Annotated in this window: 24 protein-coding genes; 4 read left to right on the top strand and 20 right to left on the bottom strand. The window is 51.6% G+C overall.

Annotated elements, in window-relative coordinates; all coding sequences use genetic code 11:
• Nucleotides 1-130: 130 nt before the first annotated feature.
• The 16 genes from D5S03_RS00480 to D5S03_RS00405 form a co-directional block, all read right to left on the bottom strand.
• A complete protein-coding gene (locus D5S03_RS00480) occupies nt 131-1093 on the bottom strand; it encodes a chemotaxis protein (protein WP_008869096.1) in 963 nt (320 codons plus the stop codon).
• Complete coding sequence (ispH, locus tag D5S03_RS00475; protein WP_008869095.1) at nt 1093-1986, bottom strand: 4-hydroxy-3-methylbut-2-enyl diphosphate reductase; 894 nt, start codon at nt 1984-1986, stop codon at nt 1093-1095. The genes D5S03_RS00480 and ispH overlap by 1 nt, the downstream gene beginning before the upstream one ends.
• Entirely contained in the window at nt 1983-2969 is a 987-nt protein-coding gene (locus D5S03_RS00470) for a tRNA dihydrouridine synthase (protein WP_008869094.1), read from the bottom strand. The genes ispH and D5S03_RS00470 overlap by 4 nt, the downstream gene beginning before the upstream one ends.
• Before the next feature lie 4 nt (nt 2970-2973).
• Nucleotides 2974-3279 (bottom strand): hypothetical protein, encoded by a 306-nt coding sequence (locus tag D5S03_RS00465; protein ID WP_008869093.1) that lies wholly within the window; start codon nt 3277-3279, stop codon nt 2974-2976.
• Between the two features lie 12 nt (nt 3280-3291).
• Complete coding sequence (locus tag D5S03_RS00460) at nt 3292-3714, bottom strand: hypothetical protein (protein ID WP_008869092.1); 423 nt, start codon at nt 3712-3714, stop codon at nt 3292-3294.
• Between the two features lie 38 nt (nt 3715-3752).
• A complete protein-coding gene (locus D5S03_RS00455) occupies nt 3753-4058 on the bottom strand; it encodes a hypothetical protein (RefSeq protein WP_008869091.1) in 306 nt (101 codons plus the stop codon).
• Nucleotide 4059: 1 nt separating this feature from the next.
• The gene (locus D5S03_RS00450; RefSeq protein WP_008869090.1) at nt 4060-4746 is read right to left on the bottom strand and encodes a flagellar basal body-associated FliL family protein; all 687 of its coding nucleotides are present in this window, start codon (nt 4744-4746) and stop codon (nt 4060-4062) included.
• 115 nt (nt 4747-4861) lie between these two features.
• Nucleotides 4862-5245 carry a chemotaxis response regulator CheY gene (locus tag D5S03_RS00445; protein ID WP_008869089.1) on the bottom strand — a complete coding sequence of 128 codons (384 nt, stop codon included), beginning with the start codon at nt 5243-5245 and terminating at the stop codon, nt 4862-4864.
• A gap of 134 nt (nt 5246-5379) precedes the next feature.
• A complete protein-coding gene (locus D5S03_RS00440) occupies nt 5380-6165 on the bottom strand; it encodes a FliA/WhiG family RNA polymerase sigma factor (RefSeq protein ID WP_008869088.1) in 786 nt (261 codons plus the stop codon).
• The gene (locus D5S03_RS00435) at nt 6119-6940 is read right to left on the bottom strand and encodes a MinD/ParA family protein (RefSeq protein WP_008869087.1); all 822 of its coding nucleotides are present in this window, start codon (nt 6938-6940) and stop codon (nt 6119-6121) included. The genes D5S03_RS00440 and D5S03_RS00435 overlap by 47 nt, the downstream gene beginning before the upstream one ends.
• A 38-nt stretch (nt 6941-6978) precedes the next feature.
• Nucleotides 6979-8082 (bottom strand): flagellar biosynthesis protein FlhF, encoded by a 1104-nt coding sequence (locus D5S03_RS00430; RefSeq protein ID WP_008869086.1) that lies wholly within the window; start codon nt 8080-8082, stop codon nt 6979-6981.
• Nucleotides 8072-10177, bottom strand: a complete 2106-nt coding sequence (flhA, locus tag D5S03_RS00425; protein ID WP_008869085.1) for a flagellar biosynthesis protein FlhA — start codon at nt 10175-10177, stop codon at nt 8072-8074. Before flhA ends, D5S03_RS00430 begins: the two co-directional genes overlap by 11 nt.
• 45 nt (nt 10178-10222) lie before the next feature.
• Entirely contained in the window at nt 10223-11302 is a 1080-nt protein-coding gene (flhB, locus tag D5S03_RS00420) for a flagellar biosynthesis protein FlhB (protein WP_008869084.1), read from the bottom strand.
• A 97-nt stretch (nt 11303-11399) separates the two neighbouring features.
• Nucleotides 11400-12188, bottom strand: coding sequence for a flagellar biosynthetic protein FliR (gene fliR / locus D5S03_RS00415; RefSeq protein WP_008869083.1), 789 nt, complete (start codon nt 12186-12188; stop codon nt 11400-11402).
• 280 nt (nt 12189-12468) lie between these two features.
• Nucleotides 12469-13371: a M23 family metallopeptidase gene (locus D5S03_RS00410; RefSeq protein WP_287042371.1), complete on the bottom strand. Its 903-nt coding sequence runs from the start codon at nt 13369-13371 to the stop codon at nt 12469-12471.
• Between the two features lie 215 nt (nt 13372-13586).
• Nucleotides 13587-14333: a tRNA lysidine(34) synthetase gene (locus D5S03_RS00405; RefSeq protein ID WP_008869081.1), complete on the bottom strand. Its 747-nt coding sequence runs from the start codon at nt 14331-14333 to the stop codon at nt 13587-13589.
• Between the two features lie 249 nt (nt 14334-14582).
• Here D5S03_RS00405 and rpoZ point away from each other — a divergent pair, with 249 nt between their 5' ends.
• From rpoZ to moaC, 3 genes are read left to right on the top strand one after another with little or no spacing between them, the layout of a single operon-like run.
• Nucleotides 14583-14798 (top strand): DNA-directed RNA polymerase subunit omega, encoded by a 216-nt coding sequence (gene rpoZ / locus D5S03_RS00400; RefSeq protein WP_008869080.1) that lies wholly within the window; start codon nt 14583-14585, stop codon nt 14796-14798.
• Between the two features lie 2 nt (nt 14799-14800).
• A complete protein-coding gene (gene dnaJ, locus D5S03_RS00395) occupies nt 14801-15904 on the top strand; it encodes a molecular chaperone DnaJ (protein WP_008869079.1) in 1104 nt (367 codons plus the stop codon).
• A gap of 8 nt (nt 15905-15912) precedes the next feature.
• On the top strand, nt 15913-16389 hold the full coding sequence (gene moaC, locus D5S03_RS00390) for a cyclic pyranopterin monophosphate synthase MoaC (protein WP_008869078.1): 477 nt from the start codon (nt 15913-15915) through the stop codon (nt 16387-16389).
• A gap of 19 nt (nt 16390-16408) precedes the next feature.
• Here moaC and hisF read toward each other — a convergent pair whose 3' ends face one another.
• The 4 genes from hisF to D5S03_RS00370 all read right to left on the bottom strand — a co-directional run bounded on the left by hisF (nt 16409) and on the right by D5S03_RS00370 (nt 18949).
• A complete protein-coding gene (hisF, locus tag D5S03_RS00385) occupies nt 16409-17188 on the bottom strand; it encodes an imidazole glycerol phosphate synthase subunit HisF (RefSeq protein WP_008869077.1) in 780 nt (259 codons plus the stop codon).
• A 50-nt stretch (nt 17189-17238) separates the two neighbouring features.
• On the bottom strand, nt 17239-17868 hold the full coding sequence (hisH, locus tag D5S03_RS00380; protein WP_008869076.1) for an imidazole glycerol phosphate synthase subunit HisH: 630 nt from the start codon (nt 17866-17868) through the stop codon (nt 17239-17241).
• Nucleotides 17869-17957: 89 nt separating this feature from the next.
• Entirely contained in the window at nt 17958-18707 is a 750-nt protein-coding gene (locus D5S03_RS00375) for an ATP-grasp domain-containing protein (RefSeq protein ID WP_008869075.1), read from the bottom strand.
• Nucleotides 18708-18745: 38 nt separating this feature from the next.
• Entirely contained in the window at nt 18746-18949 is a 204-nt protein-coding gene (locus tag D5S03_RS00370; protein WP_008869074.1) for a hypothetical protein, read from the bottom strand.
• A gap of 343 nt (nt 18950-19292) precedes the next feature.
• Between D5S03_RS00370 and D5S03_RS00365 the strand changes: the two genes are divergently transcribed.
• The coding region (locus D5S03_RS00365; protein WP_287042370.1) for an ABC transporter substrate-binding protein at nt 19293-19576 on the top strand (284 nt) is incomplete at its 3' end.

The following is a 19576-nucleotide window of genomic DNA, read 5'->3' as shown; positions in this document are numbered from 1 at the left end:
TCGCAGAGCAAGCCCGAAGGGCATTAAACTGGGAGCCAGGACAAAATGATTTTTTTCTTTATCCATCTCTTAATCCTGTTAATCCTGTCAAATAGCTCTTTTCTTTATTGGGTTGCGGGCAAAGCCCGGGTTAGAACTTACTCTTGAAACTTTGTTCCCTGTCCCGGATGAGTTTCATGGCTTTCTGGGTCAAAAGCGATACTTCCGGCTTGGATACCTGGTCGTCGGCTCCAACAGAGACACCCTTGTGGCGCAGCCTGTCGCTTATGAGGGAGGAAAAGAGTATGACAGGAAGGTTCCCAAGTACGGAGTCGTTTTTTATTTTTCTGGTCAGGGTCAGACCATCCATGGCCGGCATTTCTATGTCCGAGACCACAATGTGAACAAGGGAATCAAGAGATTTATCTTCACTTGAACAGGTGTTTTTGATTTTTTCCAGTTCATTCCATGCTTCCTGGCCGTTTTTGAATTTAATAACCCTGAACCCGGCCTTTTCCAGCAGATCCGAGATCATGTTCCGGATCAGGGTGGAGTCATCGGCAACAAGGGCGGTGTACCCGCTTTCACTGTCTGATTGCAGTTCCTGATCCAGGTTCATTCCCATGCCCGGGCTCAGTTCAGCCAGTATCTTTTCCAGATCCAGGATAAAGACTATCCTGTCCTCAATTTTGACCACCCCGGTTATGCTGCCGGCACTGAAGCTGTCCACATAAGCATCCGGAGGCTCCACTTCATCCCAGCTCAGCCGGTGAATCCTGGTTACTCCGGAGGCCAGAAAACCTGTGACCACCCTGTTGAACTCGGTGATAATCACTTTTGAAGACCCGGACTCCACAGCCTGCTTATCCAGCCAGAGCCCCAGGTCCACCAGGGGGATTATCCGGGAACGCTGATTGAATGCCCCCAGGACGCACGAGTGGGGTGTGCTGGGCATTTCAGTCACTTCCGGCTTGTTTATTATCCTCAGAACCTTGGCTACGTTTACCCCGTAAAAGCCCTGGTAGCTTTCACCGTCCAGATCCTCATCCAGAAAAAATTCAACAATTTCAAGCTCATTGGTTCCTGCTTCAAGAAGTATGTCCGAATTGGTCATTAAGATCTCCGGGTTGTTAAAGAGGGGTCCTGGCTGTTTATTATCCGGTGCAGATACTGATAAATGGATTGTATGGTGCTGTTGGGCGTGGATGCACCGGCTGTGAGCCCCACTTTGCTGCAGCCTTTAACCATTTCCGGGTCGATTTCCTCTTTTGTTTCAATGTGCAGACATCTGGGGCAGTATTTCCGGGCTACCTGGTACAGACGTCTGGTGTTGCCGCTGTTCCTGCCGCCCACCACAAACATGCACTCCACCTGTCCGGCGATTTTAATGGTTTCGTTCTGCCTGTCCTTGGTGGCGTCGCAGATGGTATCCAGGGTAATGATTTCATTGCCCTGGCTGTGTTTTAGTTCACTGGCTATGCTGAGAAATTCCTGTCGGTCCTGGGTGGTCTGGGATACCAGGCAGTAGCGGTCTTTAGGAGCCAGGGCGATCTTTTTGAATTCCTGCATATTTTCAAAAAGAAAAGCCTCGCACTGGGCATAGCTTAATAGTCCCTTTACTTCGGGGTGGTCCAGTTCTCCGTAGATGAGCAGACGGTCCGACACGGCGCTGTTTTTGTATATCAGCAGCTGGGCCTTTTTCACCTTGGGGCAGGTGGCATCGAGTATATCAATGTTTTTTTCCCTGAGCTTTTCCTCAACCTGCAAAGGTACACCGTGGGCCCTGATGAGGACCATGTCTCCGGGCCGGGGCTCATCCCAGTTGTCGATTATCTTGACTCCTTTGCCGTGGTAATACTCCAGTACCTGGGGGTTGTGGATGATGGGACCATAGGTGAATATGCGCTGACTGGTCTGGTTTTCCAGGGCCTTGTCCAGCTTGCCCAGGGCCAGGCTCACCCCCATGCAGAATCCGGCGCTTTCCGCCAGCAGAACCTGTGTGCTCATGCTTGCTCCAGGTGTTTCCGGGCTGAATTCATTACTTCCTCCAGTTCGGCCCACTGTCTACATAAGATTATTTTTTTGCGCAAATCCTTTGCTCCGGGAAGTCCCCGGATCATTCTGGGCAGCAGGGTCCTTAGTTTGAGCACCGCCCGGGAGGAAGCATGCCTGCGATAAGTATCTATGGTCTCCATGCACAGGCGCAGAGTAAACTCCTGGTCCCGGGGCAGGTCCTCCAGGCCCTGCAGCAGGTTCTTATAACGCATGCCTATTGCCGGGTCCATGAGTGCTCCCCTGGCGAACATTACGGTATCCACCCCGGTCTGCCGGACGCAGTCCAGTGCGTCCCGGGCGGTAAATAGGTCGCCGCTGGCCACAACCGGAACCGGGGAGATCTCCTTGAGATTTTTCAGGGCCTGCCAGTCTGCCTTGCCGGTAAACTGCTGCACCGCGGTCCTGGGGTGCAGGGTGATCCATCCCGCTCCAGCGTCGGCCAGGGGCGCTGCCAGATCCAGGTATACCTTTTGTTCACTGCTCCAGCCCAGGCGTAATTTTACCCCCACCCGGCCCGGCCCGGCCATATCGGCCATGGCGGCAACCATTTGCAGCAAAAGACCAGTGTCTTTAAGCAGGGCAGCCCCGGCTCCTGTCTTGACCACTTTTTTTACCGAGCACCCGCAGTTGAGGTCGAAATACCTGAACCCCTTGCTGCTGAGCGTGCTGACGGCCCGGCCCATGATGTCCGGATCAGATCCGTAAAGCTGAACTACTAAGGGAAGGTCCTGGTCACAGGTCTCTAAAAGACGCATAGTGTTGGCAGTGGAAAAGAAAAGTCCCTTGGCGCTGATCATTTCAGTACAGGCGGCCCTGCAGCCCAGGTTGCGGCACAAAAGCCTGAAAGACAGGTCTGAATATCCGGCCAGGGGGGCAAGCCAGGGGGAGTCCGGGGTCAGTGGCGGGCTGGAGGTTAAGGTTTTGCTGGCGGGCACAGGTTTATACCATTATGCTTATTCTTTTTTTGCCTTCCGGGTCGTACTCAACTTCCTTGAGCACTATTTCAGGGTGCATGCTTTCCACCTGGAGGTGGAGAAGCCGGCCCCGGAAGTGATTGTTCCTGGTCCAGGCCAGGATACGCAGATCATCCACCAGGACCCAGGCCAGCTGCGAAGAGTCGTACTCCAGGACTGTACCCTCTATGACGTCTCCCTGGCTGTATTTGCGTCTGAAGCGTCTGACTCTGGGGTTTTCGCCTGGACTGTCTTCCTGGCTTTGCCTGTACCCTGGACCAAAGATGCGCATTTTATTGAATAATCACCCGCCGCGATGACCTTCGACAATAAGTTCTACTTCATCTACGGACATGCCGGTTGCTTTGGCCAGCTCTTCCACGGAGCGGCCGTTCTGGTATCCGGTTATAATGACCTGTTTCATGAACTGAGGTGATTTGGTGAATTTTTCGGCCTGGCGTATAAGCTTGTTCAGTTCCTTTATGCGCAGGTCCAGCTTGTGTTCCAGGTCTTTAAGTTCCTTCTGGCGCTTTTCAAAAGTGGAAACCAGTTCATTTTCAAGCTGGGCATTAAAGTTCAGGCGCTCGATGAATCTTTCCTGGTTGTCCTGCAGGTGGGTCAGGATATTTTCTGAACGCCGCAGACGGAAAAAAAATATGAAAACCAGTGCCAGCAGAAGAATCTCTACAGCGCTGACCACCAGCAATATCCAGTGAAAAGAACTCATTTATCACTTATTTTCCATGGCCTGATGATATTTTCGGGCTACACCTTTATATCTACAATGTTATCCGAGAAAGGATCAGGTTTTTCCTGGTCCCCGGATTTTTTCCGCCTGGGGGATGTCTTTTCAGGTCCCAGGTGTTTACTTCCCTGGTGTTCCTTCTGCGCAGCAAGCTGGGAAATGGAGTCCGTAGCAGATACCTGCCCTTTTTCATGGGCGAATTTCCTGACGGCTATATCGCTTAAAACCGCCTGGTGCCTGGCTGGCGAGTTGTGGGCAGCCACCTGGAAGTGCTGGGCTATGTAGGATTGAGCCATCACCACCGGCAGGCTTAAGGGACTGACCATATTACATCACCGAATAGTCCTCAATTACTATGTTGTTCAACTGGTCCCGGCCCAGGTACTGCTCAAGCACCGACATGAGGTCCCTGGTGATCTCATCAGTGTTGGCACTGTTCTGCAAAAAGGATCCGTCCTTGTTGCGCAGGAAGTAATATATTGAATCGCGCAAAACCAGCTTTTTGTCCTGGACTTCCCGGGCCATGTCGTCCCCAAGAACAGACAGGGAAAACCTGGCCTTGAGGAAACGTATATTGTTGTCAGCTTCAAATTCCACCATGAATGGTTCCATATCAACAATTATTTCGGAAAGATCTTTCTCCGGCTCTTCTATGGGATCGTCAACCACTTCCCGGGGAGCGGGATCAGGAGGCGGAGGTTCGTCTTCCGGGGATACAAGAAAATATCCGGTCACAAGCAAAAGGATCAAGAGGGCCGCTGCTCCGGCTGCAAAGGTCTTTTTCTGCTTCCACCATGGCACCGGGGCCTTCTGGTCCTCATCATGCGTATCGTCGCCCTGATCCCGGCTGCCTTGATGGTCTTCACCGGCCTCTAACTCCTCCTCTTCTTCCTCCAGAAAAGGAGCATCGTCCAGGTCCAGTTCGACCTTTTCCCGGCCTCTGTCGGTGTCCAGTTCATCCTGGTCCAGGGAAAGGTCCTGGTCAGTGGATTGATCTTTTTCTTTGTTCGCCATGGCTTTTTCAATCCTGTTAATTATTGTCAGGATTAGTGGTTGATTATTCGGCGAAGTTTGTGACTTTTGTTGCTCTGGTAATGGGCAAAAGCATTACCATGGTGAGCAGCAGTAATTATTTCTCAAAAATTTTTTCAATTTTCTGACTCATGGTATCCGCAGTGAAAGGCTTGACGATATAGTTGGATACTTTGGCCTGGACAGCCTCGATGATATTTTCCTGCTGGGCCTCAGCAGTGACCATTAGAAAGGGCAGGTCGGAGAATTCCTCGCTGGACCTTACCTTGCGCAGAAGTTCTATTCCAGTCATTTTGGGCATATTCCAGTCGCTGACTATAAAATCTATCTTGTCCTTGTTCAGGATCTCCCAGGCAGTAGTGCCGTCATCGGCTTCAACTATGTTGTTGTAGCCCAGTTGCCTTAAAATATTCTTAATTATTCTGCGCATGGTTGAAAAGTCGTCAACGACTAAAATCCGAATATTTTTGTTGCTGGACATTAATACCTCCTCAAATTTTTGGCCAGGTTCCCGGAGCAGCTTCTTACACTTATGCTTATCATGTGACAGTTGCAAAACTTTTAACTATTTAAGATAAAAAACAGTAAACCAGAATGACTTTGTGTAAACACCTCTTAAAACACGTCGTGCTCCTGAGCAAAGTTGTCCTTGACTTTTTTTATGGCCTGGGAATGCAGCTGGGATACTCTTCCCTCGGTAACATCGAGTACCTGGGCCACTTCCTTCATGGTTAATTCCTCGGTGTAATAAAGGGACAGCACCAGCTGTTCCTTGTTGGACAGTTTTTCAATGATGGCGGCCACCTTGTCTACAAGGTCGTGAAAGACAACGCTTAACTGCGGTTCGTCGCTGTCCTGGGTCCCTGTCGCGGAAAAGTTTTCCTGAATGGCTTCCAGGCTCAGGCAGATCTGATTCTGCAGCGCCAGCAGGCCCTCTTCAACTTCTTCGCGTGAGTAGCCGGTGATTTCTTTGAGCTCACTGTGGCTGGGGCTGTGCCCAGTATTCTGCTCAAATTCCCGCATGGACTGTTCGAGTTTTTTCACTTTTTTGCGAAGCCCCCTGGAAAACCAGTCCATTCTGCGCAATTCGTCAAGCATTGCGCCTTTGATGCGGTTGTCGGCAAAGGTCTCGAGCTTGATACCCTGGGTCGGATCAAAATTGCCCAGGGCCTCGATAAGCCCCAGAGAACCTGCACTTATAAGATCGTTAACGTCCACGTGCGCCGGCAGCTTATGCTTTAACCGGGCGGCAGTAATGCGTATCTTCTGGCCGTAAGCCCTGACTATTTCATTTTTGTCAGCAGCGGACAACTGATCAAAGGCAACCCCGTTTTGTTCCAGTACTTCCCAGGGATTATTCCTGGAAGAGGAGTTTTTTCCAAAAGAATTTGATATTGCCATCAAGATTTTCAGCAGGTTTCCATTTGGTCATGCTTTCGGCTGTGTGCATCAATGCCTTGGACGCCTTGGAGTTGGGGGCATAATGGCAAAAGGGCTGTTGACTGGCAACCCCTTTTCTGACGTTTAGATCCATGGGGACAATGCCTGACAGGTCCAGGGATATTCCGCTTAAAAAGTGATCGCAGGCATTGTAGAGCTTCTTGAAAACTTCTCTGGCCTCTTCCTGGCTTTTGGCCATATTGACCACCACCCGGAAGCGCTCAATGCCGTGCTGTATTTTCAGCACCTTGATCAGGGCGTATGCATCCGTCAGCGATGTCGGTTCAGGGGTGAGGATAATGATCCTTTCCTGTACCGCCAGGTTGAAGTAAATGACGTTTTCGTTGATTCCTGCACCTGTGTCCACGATCAGGTAGTCCAGCTCATTCTCCAGGGTGTCCATTACTTCAAGGAGCTCAAGCTTCTGGCCAGTGCTAAGAGACAGCATTTCAGTAACACCAGAGGCGGAAGGCAGTATGTCAAAGCCGTAGTCTGTAGGCAAGATTATTTTTTGCAGATCCATATTTTCATGGAAAAGATGGAAAAGGTTGAATCTGGGATTTAGGCCCAGGATGACATCCACGTTGGCCAGACCCAGATCGGCATCCAGCAGTAGAGTCTTTTTCCCCAGCCTGCTCAGGCAGTAGGCAAGGTTGACGGACATGTTGGTTTTACCCACACCACCCTTGCCGGAGGTAAGCGAGAGTACTATGGGCAGCTTGGTCTGTTTCGGCATATTCTGTCCCTGTTTATTTGCGTTGATATGGAAGCTGGTTAAAAATTATTGTCTTCCTGCTGGGTTGCCTGCGGCAGTTTCTTTTTAAAGATCAGTTTCCAGAAATTGTCCCTGGAAGCGCTGGTGGAACAGTGTCTGAGCCCTTTTCCGAAGCCCAGATATGAAGCGGGCAGGGCGCTTTTCCAGGATGCATTGACCAGTGTTCCGTAGCTGCAGGCTTCATCAAGCTTGGTCCATATAAGACTGTTCAAATCATCCCTTGAATATTTCTGCAGATAATTATCCAGCTGTTCATGGGCGTAAACCGGACTTAATACCAGGTGTCTCTGAATGTTTTTCATGTGTTTCATCCATAAGCTGTCCTGTACGTTGTCATGTGGACCAAGTCCCGGAGTATCCATAAATACCAGGTCGAATTTTTCCCGGGCCTGTTTGAGGCTTTTGAGGTCCTGGGCGGACTTGATCTCCATAAAGGAAAAGCCCGACAGGTCGGCATAATGCTTCAAAAAGAGCCTGCCTCCGGCATGCTGGGTGTCGTTGTTCACCAGGCAGATCTTCATGCCTGGCTTAATGTTCCTGCTCTCCAGGGCCAGTCTTAGAACAGTGGTGGTCTTGCCTACACCGCTGGGCCCCATGAGGCAGTGGATTGTTCCCTGGCGCATCTGTTTTTTCCAGGAGGAGACAGGCACGGCTCTGGAAAGAACATCCAGGGTTGGCAGGTGAGAGTTTTTCCCCAGCCTGGACCAGAGATCCATGATTACTTCCGGGTAAACCCCCTGTTTTTCGAGGAATTCCAAGGCCTGCTTCTGCCTGGAGCTGATCCTGGGGCCCTGGAGCTGGGGCTTGATCATCTGGAAGATGCTTTTTTTGAATTCCGCCCACTCCTGACGCCACTGCTCACCCTGCAGGCCCGGTTCAGTATCCGGAATCAGATCCTCGCTTCCGCTTTTTTCCTGCTTTTTATCGTAAGCCTGTTCCTGGTCTGCTGCTGGCACTTCCAGGGCGGCAGTCAGCTCGAAGGCTTTTTTGCCGTTGGAAGAGATGCAGTCACTGCTCAGTATCACTGCGTCCGGCCCCAGCTCGCTTTTCACCTGCTGCAGGAGAGCTGAGTATGATTGTCCACGAAAGGTTTTAACCTGCATTCTTCATGCTCACAGTGTTTACTGATTCCAGCCGGATATTGGTCGGTATTTCGGTCTGGGCGATCACCGGCAGATTGGGCACGAACCTCAGGAGCAACTGGGCCAGGTGCGGCCTGATCAGTGGCGATGTAAGCAGTACAGGCTGTCCATCGGCCACGGTGGTTTTTTCCAGGGTCTTGTTTATTGAGTTGATGATCTTCTGGGCCAGATTGGGCTCCATTGCCAGGTACGTGCCGTGATCGGTCTGCCGCAGTCCTTCCTGGAAAGATTTTTCTATGGACTCATCCAGGGTTATAATGGGCAGGGTTCCGTCTTCGCTGAGATACGGCCTTACAATGGTCCGGCCCATTTTCTGGCGTACGTATTCTGTCAGCTGTTCCGGGTCCCTGGTCTGCTGTCCATAATCCGACAGAGTCTCTACAATTGTCAACAGGTCCCGGATGGATACTTTTTCCTTGACCAGATTCTGAAGAACTTTCTGCACAGTTCCCAGGGTAAGGATATTGGGTACCAGGTCCTCAACAGCCTTGGGCGCCCTCTGGGCCAGGTTGTCCAGCAGATTCTGGGTTTCCTGACGACCCAGGAATTCATGCAGATTGTGTTTGAAGACTTCCGTGATGTGCGTGGCAATGACAGTGGAGGGGTCCACCACTGTATAACCGGCCATGACCGCCTCTTCCTTCTTGTTTTCGGGTATCCACAACGCCGGGAGGTTGAAGGCCGGTTCCAGTGTTTCAATGCCTTTTATCCGGTGCTTGGCATCTCCAGGGTCCATGGCCAGGTAATGGTCTATCATAATTTCCGATCTGGCCACCTGGTTGCCCTTTATGAGAACCGCGTATTCGCCGGGCTTGAGCTGCAGGTTGTCCCTCAAGTGCAGGGAGGGAATGACCACGCCCATATCCAGGGCGAACTGCCTGCGGATGGACCTGATCCTGGCCAGGAGATTGCCGTCCTGGTCTTCGTCCACCAGGGGTATAAGGCCGTATCCCACTTCCAGTTCCAGAGTGTCCAGAGGCAGCAGGGAGTGGACTTCAGCCGGGGTTTCCAGGGCGGCCTGGCTGTCTTCTTTCTTTTCAGCTGCCTGTTCTTCGATCTCGGTTTTGTTTCTGGCTGAAAGAATGGACAGGGTAAAAAGGGCGCCGGACATGAGCAGGAAGACAAAAGTGGGCATTCCCGGAACAAGGCCGAAAAGCAGCAGCACACCGCTGACTAAGCGCAGGGCCCTGGGATGGTTGGTGAGCTGACCCAGGAATTCCTGACCCATCTGGGCTTCGGCAGCGGCACGGCTGACAATTATGCCTGCTGAAGTGGAAATGATGATGGAGGGAATTATGGCCACCAGGCCGTCGCCGATGGTCAGCAGGGTATAGGTCTGGGCGGCCTCGCCCCAGCTCATGCCATGCTGCACGATACCTATTATCAGCCCGCCAACGATGTTTATGACAGTAATGAGTATGCCGGCGTTGACGTCGCCGGAGACGAACTTGCCCGAGCCGTCCATGGCTCCGTAGAAGTCCGATTCCTTGCGCAGGGCTTCGCGCTGCCTTTTGGCTTCCTGCTCGTCTATGAGTCCGGAGTTGAGATCGGCTTCAATGGACATCTGTTTGCCCGGCATGGAGTCCAGGGTAAAGCGCGCCGCCACTTCGGCTATGCGGGTTGTTCCATTGGCTATGACCATCTTGGTCAGGGCGAAAAGAATGAGAAAGATCACTATGCCGATGAAGTAGTTGCCTCCCACCACAAAGGTGCCGAAGGACTCGATGACCCGGCCCGCGGCATGGGTGCCCTGATCTCCGTGCAGCAGAATAAGCCTGGTGGTGGCCACGTTCAGGGCCAGCCTGAACAGGGTGGCTATCAGAAGAAGCGAAGGGAATATGGAAAATTCCAGGGGGCTGCGCATGAACATGGATGTGACCAGGATGACAAAGGCAAAGGACAGATTGAAAGTCAGCAGCAGATCCAGGAGCACGGGCGGCATGGGGACCAGCATGACAAAAAGAATGACCACCACTCCGCCGGCCAGTAGTATGTCTCCCTGCTTAGTGAACCTGGCATAGTTGATATTGCCCAGAACAGAAGATTTAACTGCCATATTATTGACGCCCTGTATTTGAATCGGTTTTTGCTGCAGGCATTTTTATTGTCCTCCAGGCGATCCCTGTTTTTTGAATTTGTAGAGTTGAGCCAGTATTGAAGCCACTGCCTTGTACATGTCTTCGGGTATTGTTTCGCCTTCCTGGACGTTCTTATACAAGGCTTGTGCCAATGGCTTGTTTTCCCTGATGGGGATGTTGTTTTCCCTGGCTATCTCCTTGATCTTTTCGGCCCTGAAGTTGGCCCCCTTGGCCAGGACCATGGGGGCGGGAGCCAGAACGGGATCGTACTTTATGGCTACTGCGAGGTGGGTGGGGTTGGTAATGACCACGTCCGCCTTGGGTACTTCCTGGCGCATTCTCTGCTGGGTGGTGGACTGCATCTTCTTTCTCTGCTCCTTTTTTACCTCTGGATTTCCCTCGGCCTGCTTTCTTTCGTCCTTGACCTCGTCCTTGGTCATTTTCAGGTTCTGCTCGTAGTCCCACCTGGTGTAGGCTACGTCGGCGATGGCTATGATAAGCAGGGGGATCATGGCCAGCATAGCCATCTTGAAGGCTGTATTCAGGATGTAGGCCACGATAAAAGGAGGGTCTTCGTAAAAAAGGGGCAGAAAGTTTTCAAATTCCGATGTGATGATAATGTATGGAGCGGTAGCAACGGCTGAGGCGATGCCTACGTTTTTCACCAGACGCACCAGGGTGTTCAGGTCCAGGAATTTTTTCTTGAGCCCTTCAACTACGTTAAATATTTTCATTTTGGGCTTGAGTGGCTTAAAGGTCCACAAAAAACCTACTTGCAGATAAATTGCTACGATAGTCACGAAAAATACTATGAGCATAAAAGGCAGAAGCATACTGGCAATATTCTGGATGCTGAAAACAGCCAGGTGATAGAGGCTTTCCGGGTTGAGCTGATAATGAAAGGCCTGGTCCATGAACCATTCGGTCATCTCCATGTACGTATCCCTGATATGGGGGAAAAACAGGCGCAGAGCAAGAATGCCGGCGATGAGGCTGATGATCTTGGGCATCTCCTGGCTTTTGGGTACATTCCCCTGTTCCCGGGCCTTTTTCCGCCGTTTCGGGGTTGCGTCTTCTGTTTTACTGGGGTCTTTCTGAGGCATCTAACACTCTGCAATAATAAATATTTTTTTGGACTATCAACAATTAACTGATAACTTTCAACTTACCAGAAGATTAGATGTATTCCGCCTTGTTACTTCACGAAGGACCGGCAGCCGCCCGCAGCAGGTTATACATGGTGCCCCCCAGATCGGAGATGAAGCCGGATACATACAGGCTGATGAGCTGGAAAACCAGGCTCAGAAAAAGCAGTCCCACTGCAATCTTTATGGGGAAACCCAAAAGCAGAACATTCATCTGGGGAGCGGTTCTGGCCATAAACGCCAGGCCCAGGTTGACCAGGAAGACCGTGGCGATAATTGGAGAAGCAATTTTAAAGGCCAGGACAAAAATTTGACTGGAATAATATATGATCTGGTTAATAAGCTCCGGGGTGATGAACAGCCCCCCCGGAGGTATCAGGTCAAAGCTCTGGGTCAGGCCCATGAGCATATACAGGTGGCCGTTGATGCTTAGAAACACCAGCATGGAGCACATATACAGAAACTGTGTGGTTATTGACTCCTGCAGGCCGGTAAGGGGGTCCACCACGTTCATCATTTTAAAGCCCATCTGAAAGGCAATGAGGTCTCCCCCTGTCTGGATGGCGGCGAAGAGAAAATGCACGATCAATCCCAGGATAAGCCCCAGAACCAGTTCGCCCATAATCATGACCGCAATCTGGGCCGGATGTTCAGGGAAGTATTGCGCATCAAAGGAAAGATGCGGCCAGAGGGCCAGGGATAGAACAATGCACAGGGCGGCCTTGATGGGTACGGGCATAGCCTCACCCCCGAAAAAGGGCAGCAGGAACACCACCAGGCTTACTCTGAAGAAGGTCAGCCAGAAGCTGAATACGGTTTCAGGGTTGAAATTGAATATGTCCATGCCCGCTGATTAGCAAGAGACGGGCCAGATTGGGGGAGCGGGAAGAAGCGAGGGAGCGAAGGGGCGACTTGAGCGATTTCAGCGACTTGGCGAAGGGGCGAGCGGAATTGAATGGCGGAATTGAAGGAGACTATCCCCGTGTATATTCTTCCAATACACTGGGCCTGCCAGGTGAAACAAATCCGAAGGATTTCCTGCATAGCAGGGTTTCACTGGGGTCATAATAAACTGAATAACAATTAACTGATAACAGATAACTGGATTGCGGGCACTTATCAGGTCAGTTCAGAATGTATCTTTTGGGGTTTACCGGCATGTTGTTGAGGCGTACTTCGTAGTGCAGGTGTGGGCCGGTGCTTCTGCCGGTGTTGCCCACGTAGCCAATAAGTTCCCCCCGGGATACCTTGGTTTCTTCATCAGCTATGTACCGCTGCAGGTGGGCATACCTGGTTGTAATTCCCCTGCCGTGATCAATGACCATGGTTATGCCGTATCCACCGTCCCTGCCGGTAAAAGTGACTTTACCTGATGCCGGAGCATAAATGGGCGTACCTTCTGGAGCTGAAATGTCCAGGCCCTTATGAAATTCCCGCTGGCCGGTAAAGGGTGAGGAACGATACCCGAAATCCGAGGATACCCATCCCTGGGCAGGCCAGATGGAAGGAGTACTGGAAAGGAGATCTTTTTGCTGATGCAGGGCCTGCAGGATCTCCTGCTGTTTTATTTCTTCCAGGCGGGCTTCTTTGCTCAGTTGGTCCAGAAAGTTGTGCATCTGTCTGGTGAGCATCTCCTGGCGGTAGAAGGGAAACGATGAAGGGGAGGTGTTTTCACTGGTCCCGCCTATTGGATTGGGGTTAAGTTCTCTGGGAGGCTCAAGGTTCAGCATGACCCGGAGCTTGTCGTCGAACTCCTGGACCCGCTCCAGGTTCTGTTCAAGGTCATGAAACTTGTGAAACAGGGTGGTGAGTTGAATTTTCTGGGACTGGACCGTGTCCTGGGAACGGTTCAACTGCTGACTGACGGTCCTGTACTCCTGGTAATGCTTCCAGAGGTAAACGTTGGTTCCGGCTACGGCCAGGATCAGCAAAAGGGCAAACATGAAAACCCAGCCTCTTAATGTAATACTGGAGCACGATCCATGTTTGTCTTTAAATATAACCAACTGGTATTTTTTAAAAAGCATGTTGATTCCCTTTGTGTAAAAGTTTAGCCATTTGCATGTGGAATGGGGACTGGCTCTCCCCGCACTTATTTTAAAACCTGTCAATCTTCCTTTAGAAAAATAAGTGCGGGGGTGCCTGTCCCCTGCTTTCCTTAAAAAGGGCTAAACTGTTACCCCTTTGTAAATGTGCTTCAAAGGTTTGCAGCAGTAAATTCTGATAAACAATTCATGAATTCCTATTTTAAGTTACAGGCCAAGTCAAGCTGCCAGCGCTTAAAAGCATTCAATATATTCTGTCTTGTCTTTTTGTTTCCTCCGGACAACACATCCAGCATTCCCTCCATCTCCGTTCTCTTGCTGGCTCCGGCTGAGGGGCACGGGTTTTCCCAGACAGGCAGTTCCCACCTGCGGGCTGCATTGCGGATATATTTCTTCTCCACCAGCAGCAGAGGCCGGATCAGGGTCAAACTGCCCTGGAAAAACTCTTCTCTGGCGGAAAGTCCGTCCACTCTGGAGGTCTGTATAAGGTTCATGAAAAAGGTAGCAGCCAGGTCTTCGGCATTGTGTCCAAGGGCCAGGTGGGTCAGGCTGTATTTTCTGCAGAGATCAAAAAGGACCTTGCGCCTGCTCCACGAGCACAGGAAGCAGGGAGACTTGGTGTTGCCGGGATTGTGAGCCCTGGGTCCTATGTCCGTGGACTGGATATGCCCGGGAAGGGGGTTTGCGCCCAGCCAGTCCACCAGGGGCTGGTGGTTGCCAGGATCGAATCCGGGGTTGACGTGCAGAAGGATGATCTCGAAATAAAAGGGCACTATTTTCTGGCGTATCATCAAAACTCTGGCCAGAACCCAGCTGTCCACGCCGCCGGAGACAGCGATGCCCACCCGGGCCCCGGGCCACAGCATGCCTGTCTGCTGCATGAGTTTGCCGCAGCGGCCCAGGCATATTTTCTGTGCATGGTTGAGATTTTTTTTAATTCCCATAGACAGCGTTTTGTTCCAGCGGAAACAATTGACAGCTTCAATTCCGGGCCTAATAATATAAAGTCTGCATGCGGGCAATGCACAAAATGCGAGATTTTGTTCTTGACCCGGGAGCCCTTTTGCAGTTACTTATATTCGTTTTTGTCGATGGGGCCGGGTTATTTTTTCTGGGTCCTGAAGAGGCTTGTTTTCAAGGAATCAGGTCTACAACGGTATTTTTAGTTTTTTATATAAATTGAGAGGTAGGCTATGGCCAGAATAACTGTAGAAGATTGTCTGGAAAAGGTTAACAACCGTTTTTTGCTGGTGCAGATGTCGGTCAGAAGGATTCAGCAGTACCGGGAGGGGTATAAACCTCTCGTGGAAAGCAAAAACAAGGATGTGGTCACCAGCTTGAGGGAGATTGCTGCCGGCAAGGTCATCCCATCCAAATCCATTCATAAAGCCGGAATCAAGGTGGATTAGGCATGGCTGAAAAGAGGGATTATTACGAGGTGCTGGGGGTCTCCCGGGAAGCAAGTCAGGAAGAGATTAAAAAGGCTTACCGCAAGATGGCTTTCAAGTACCATCCTGACCGCAACCCGGATGATCCTGAGGCTGAAACCATGTTCAAGGACGCATCTGAAGCCTACGAGGTATTAAGCGACCCGGAAAAGCGTCAGAGATATGACCACCTGGGTCATGCCGGCATGGAAGGCAACGGTTTTCATGGGTTCAGGAGCACTGACGACATTTTTGATTCCTTTTCCGATATATTCGGGGATTTTTTCGGTTTCGGTGGACGCCGTTCCGGTCCAAGGGCCAGAGCAGGTGCTGATCTTCGTTACAACCTGACTGTCTCTTTCCGCGAGGCAGCCAAGGGCACTGAAGTGGACCTGGAACTGCCCAAGAGAGAAAAGTGCGATCGCTGCACCGGCCAGGGTTCTGAGCCGGGGCATTCCGCCGAGACATGCAAGCATTGCGGAGGCAGCGGCCAGGTACACCGCACCCAGGGATTTTTCCGGGTGGCCATGCCCTGCGCGGTTTGTCAGGGCCAGGGAATGCTCATTACCAACCCCTGTAAAAAATGCAAAGGTCTGGGGGTCATCCAGGTCAACAAACATATCAAGGTCCGGGTGCCCGCAGGAGTGGATAACGGCAGCCGCCTGAGGCTGCGCGGCGAAGGCGAGCCCGGCGAGCACGGAGGTCCTGCCGGAGATCTGTATGTAGTCATTTTTGTGGAAGAGGACGACACTTTCAAGAGGCAGGGCCAGGACCTGGTCACCCAGGTGGACATCACCTTTGTCCAGGCTGCCCTTGGGGGCAAGGTGGAAGTGCCGACCCTGGATGAGCCCATTTCCATGGAGATCCCCAAAGGTACCCAGAGCGGAAAGGTTTTTCAACTAAGCGGGATGGGTCTGCCGTATCCCGGCGGAACCCAGCGCGGCGACCTTCTGGTCCAGGTCCAGGTCAAGACTCCTACCAAGCTGAGCAAAAGACAGGAAGAGCTGCTGCAGGAGTTTGAAAATCTGGAAAAGGAAAAGGCCGGGCACAAGGTCAAGCGATTCTTTAAAAAAGTAATGGGTGAGTAGGGCAGGTTATGGGTGATGAACTTACGCACGTGGACAAACAGGGCCATGTAGGAATGGTTGATGTGGGCTCCAAGCAGGAGACCGGCAGAAAGGCTGTAGTCAGAAGCGTGGTCAGACTGGCCTCTTCAACCATGCATATGCTAATGAAACAGGCACTGCCCAAGGGGGACGTGCTGGTTACGGCCAAGCTGGCCGGCATTATGGCAGCCAAGAAAACCGGAGAACTGATCCCCCTCTGCCATCCCCTTTTTCTCAGTTATGTAGATGTGCGCTTTGACGTACAGCAGGATGAAAACCGGATAGTGGTGGAGGCGGAAGCCCGCACCACAGCTGCTACCGGGGTGGAAATGGAGGCCCTGGTGGCCGCCCAGACCGCCTGCATGACCATATACGACATGTGCAAGGCGGTGCAGCGGGACATAGTCATCGAGGACTGCCGCTTAGTGCACAAAAGCGGCGGCCGCAGCGGAACCTACCAGGCCTGATAAACACCTGTCCCCGGGCTTACCAGGTCCTGCGGACCTTTACCCCTGCCTGATACATTGAGTCTTTTATACCGGGGATGGTATATTCCCCGTAATGTACTATGGAGGCGATGAGCGCAGCAGACGCCCTGCCTTCGGTCACTGCCCGGGTCATATGCTCCGGGTTGCCCGCTCCGCCTGAGGCGATTACAGGAATGCGCACGTTCCGGGCTATGAGCCTGGTCAGGTCCAGTTCGTAGCCGTCCTTGGTGCCGTCGGCGTCTATGGAGTTCAGGCATATCTCTCCCGCACCTAGTCTTTCCACTTCTCTGGCCCACCACAGGGCATCTATGTTCATGCGCTTGCGCCCCCCGTGGATAACCATTTCGTACCCGGAGGGGCAATCCGTGCTTTTTTCCACCCGCAGGACATCCATGCCCACCACTATGCACTGGGAACCAAAGGCTTCTGCACCCTCGGAGATGATTGCAGGATTTTTTATGGCAGCGGAATTTACAGAGACCTTTTCGGCTCCGGCCAGCAGGGCGGCCCGCATGTCCTCCAGGCTGGAAATGCCGCCTCCCACGGAAAAAGGTATGAAAATGGTTTCAGCCACTTTTTCCACCACCTGCAGCATGATGCCCCTGGCTTCGGCAGAAGCGGTTATGTCATAAAAAACTATCTCGTCGGCACCCTGTTCATAATAAAGTCTTGCCGTTTCCACCGGGTCGCCGATCTCCACATTGCCCTTGAATTTTATGCCCTTGGTGAGCTTGCCGTCGCGGACGTCCAGGCAGGGAATGATTCTTTTGCTAAGCATGGTTTTCCTCAAATTGTATGCGTCAGCTGCTTTAGAGAACAGCTTTTTTTTCAAGTGGTTCTGCAGTACCTGTAAAAATTGTTCAGGATTTTCAGTCCGGGCCGGCCGCTTTTTTCCGGGTGGAACTGCATGGCCCAGAGTCCCGGCCTCCCGAAAACAGAACAGAAATCAAGGCCGTAGTTGGTAAGGCCTATTACCAGGTCCTTTCTGGGCGTAGGGTAGTAACTGTGCACGAAGTAAAACTCAGCTTCCTGCGGGACATCCCGGAAAAGTTCGCACTCCTGGACAAGGTTAACGCTGTTCCAGCCCATATGGGGAATGTTTATGGGGTCGCCGTGTTCATCTATGAGTTCATTATCAAAGCGCAGGCAGCTGCCTTCCAGTATGGACAGAGTGGTAGCGCTGTTTTCCATGCTTTTATCCAGGATGATCTGGCAGCCCAGACAGATGCCCAGCATGGGCTTTCCCATGGATATGAGATCTTTCAGGGTGTTGTCCAGACCGGTTTCGCGCAGGTTGTTCATGGCTGATCCTGCTGCACCCACTCCAGGAAAGATTATTCCCTGGGACTGGGCAAGAGTCTGGGCATCGTCGGTAATACGGCAGGGGATGCCCTCATGGTCCAGAGCTCTTTTTACACTGGTCAGGTTGCCGGCCCTGTAGTTGAGTATTGCAATCATGGAGTTCTCACACGGGGTATATGGTTAGGGTTCGTCATACAATAAAAAAAGGTGTTTAAACCTTAAAACCCTGGATGCGCAAGAAAGAATTACTGCCCTTCAAACCGGCGGCAGAATTTTTCCTGCAAAAGCTTTTTTCGCTGGAGGAAACCTTCGTGTCCGATGGAGGAACCTGACAGTCCTCCCATGAGGCTTATTTCCGCCAGATAAAGATCTCCTGCAGGGCTTTGCAGAATGTCCAGCAGGGCATATGGAAAATCGCCGCGCTGCATGACGTTGGTGCAAAATGCCAGCAGTGTTGAATCCATGTGCACCGGACTTGCAGTACCGCACTGAGCCAGGTTTTTGCGGTAGCTGTAAGGATTTATACGTTCATAGGCCTCGGCATGGTCATCGATGATGACTACTCTGAAATCCCTGGCTTCTTCCAGAAAAGGCTGGATAACCAGGGGAAAGGGCAGAGCGCCCAGAGAGTCTAACCGCTGCAGTTCTTCCAGGGATGACCAGCGCCCGACTCCCATGCCGAGGTGCTTGCGGTCTCTCTTGCTGACTACAGATCCGTACCGGGTATATGCGGCCTGGTTGCGGCAGAGGTCAATGCTGCGATAAGCTACGAAAGTGTCCGGCAGCATGAACTGAGACAGAACTTCGGCCTGCAGTACTTTGGAACGGCTGAGAAAAGCCGACAGTAAAGAAGGATAAAAATTTATCCCCCGGTGCATCAGGTCCACGACCTTGTACTCCTCACCGGGTGAAAAACTCAAATGTCCAACACAGGCATCACCAGGGCCGAGCTGGTGAAAATTTTCTCTTAGCTCTCTGGAGGAATAAATTATCATAGTGTTCCACGTATGACGGCAGGGGGTTGCAAACAGCCCTAATCTTTTTTGCGGGCCTTGTGGATTCTGTCCTTTATCCTGTCCCTGGTTCTTTGGATATCTTCCGGTTTGATACCCATTTTCCCGGCATAATGATAAAGATTTCTTTCAATTTCAGGCATGTTTTCCTGCAGCTTCTTCTGCCTGTCCAGGACAGCCGTCTTGATGCTGTTTACGAGTTTTTCCCCGGAAAAACCGCTCATGGTCTGCTCCTTATCGAAGATTTGCTGTTTGCTGCTTTGGATAAAAGTGACTGCTTGTGCACCACAGTTCTTGAATCCCGGTGAATATGGTGATAAAGTAAACTTTCAGGTGGTACCGCAATCTGCCCGGGGACAGTCCCCGATCTGCCCGGGGACAGTCCCCGCGACACCTTTTCCGTACAAATACAAAAAAATTACAGACGCGAAGTTTTGTGAACCTGCACAGATATTACATAGCGGGGACAGTCCCCAGGCTTGAGTGCCAGAAACTACCACTGAAGCCCCCCTGAATGCTTACGTGATAAATATATATTGTTCACCAACAAATCACAAGGAATAGAAAATGCCCAGGATATTGAAGTATCTGGCGCTTGCCTTTTTGCTGGTTAGTTTGGCCTCAGCTGTAATAATCTTGAACCGTTCACCGGTGGTAGTTGGTTTTGCAGGTCCTCTAACAGGGCCTTATTCCGACCTTGGGGTGAATGGGCGAAACGGAGCCAGGCTGGCTGTGGAAGAAATTAACGCCCGGGGCGGAATTGACGGCAGGAAGATGGAACTTCTGGTGCGCAACGACAAAGGCTTATGCGACGAGGCTGCCCAGGCTACAGCAGAACTTATTGATTCCGG

It is taken from the genome of Desulfonatronospira sp. MSAO_Bac3, from assembly GCF_003838035.1.
Taxonomy (GTDB): domain Bacteria; phylum Desulfobacterota; class Desulfovibrionia; order Desulfovibrionales; family Desulfonatronovibrionaceae; genus Desulfonatronospira; species Desulfonatronospira thiodismutans.
The sequence above is the reverse complement of the archived record's forward strand: the minus strand, read 5'-3'. Positions and strand labels throughout refer to the sequence as shown.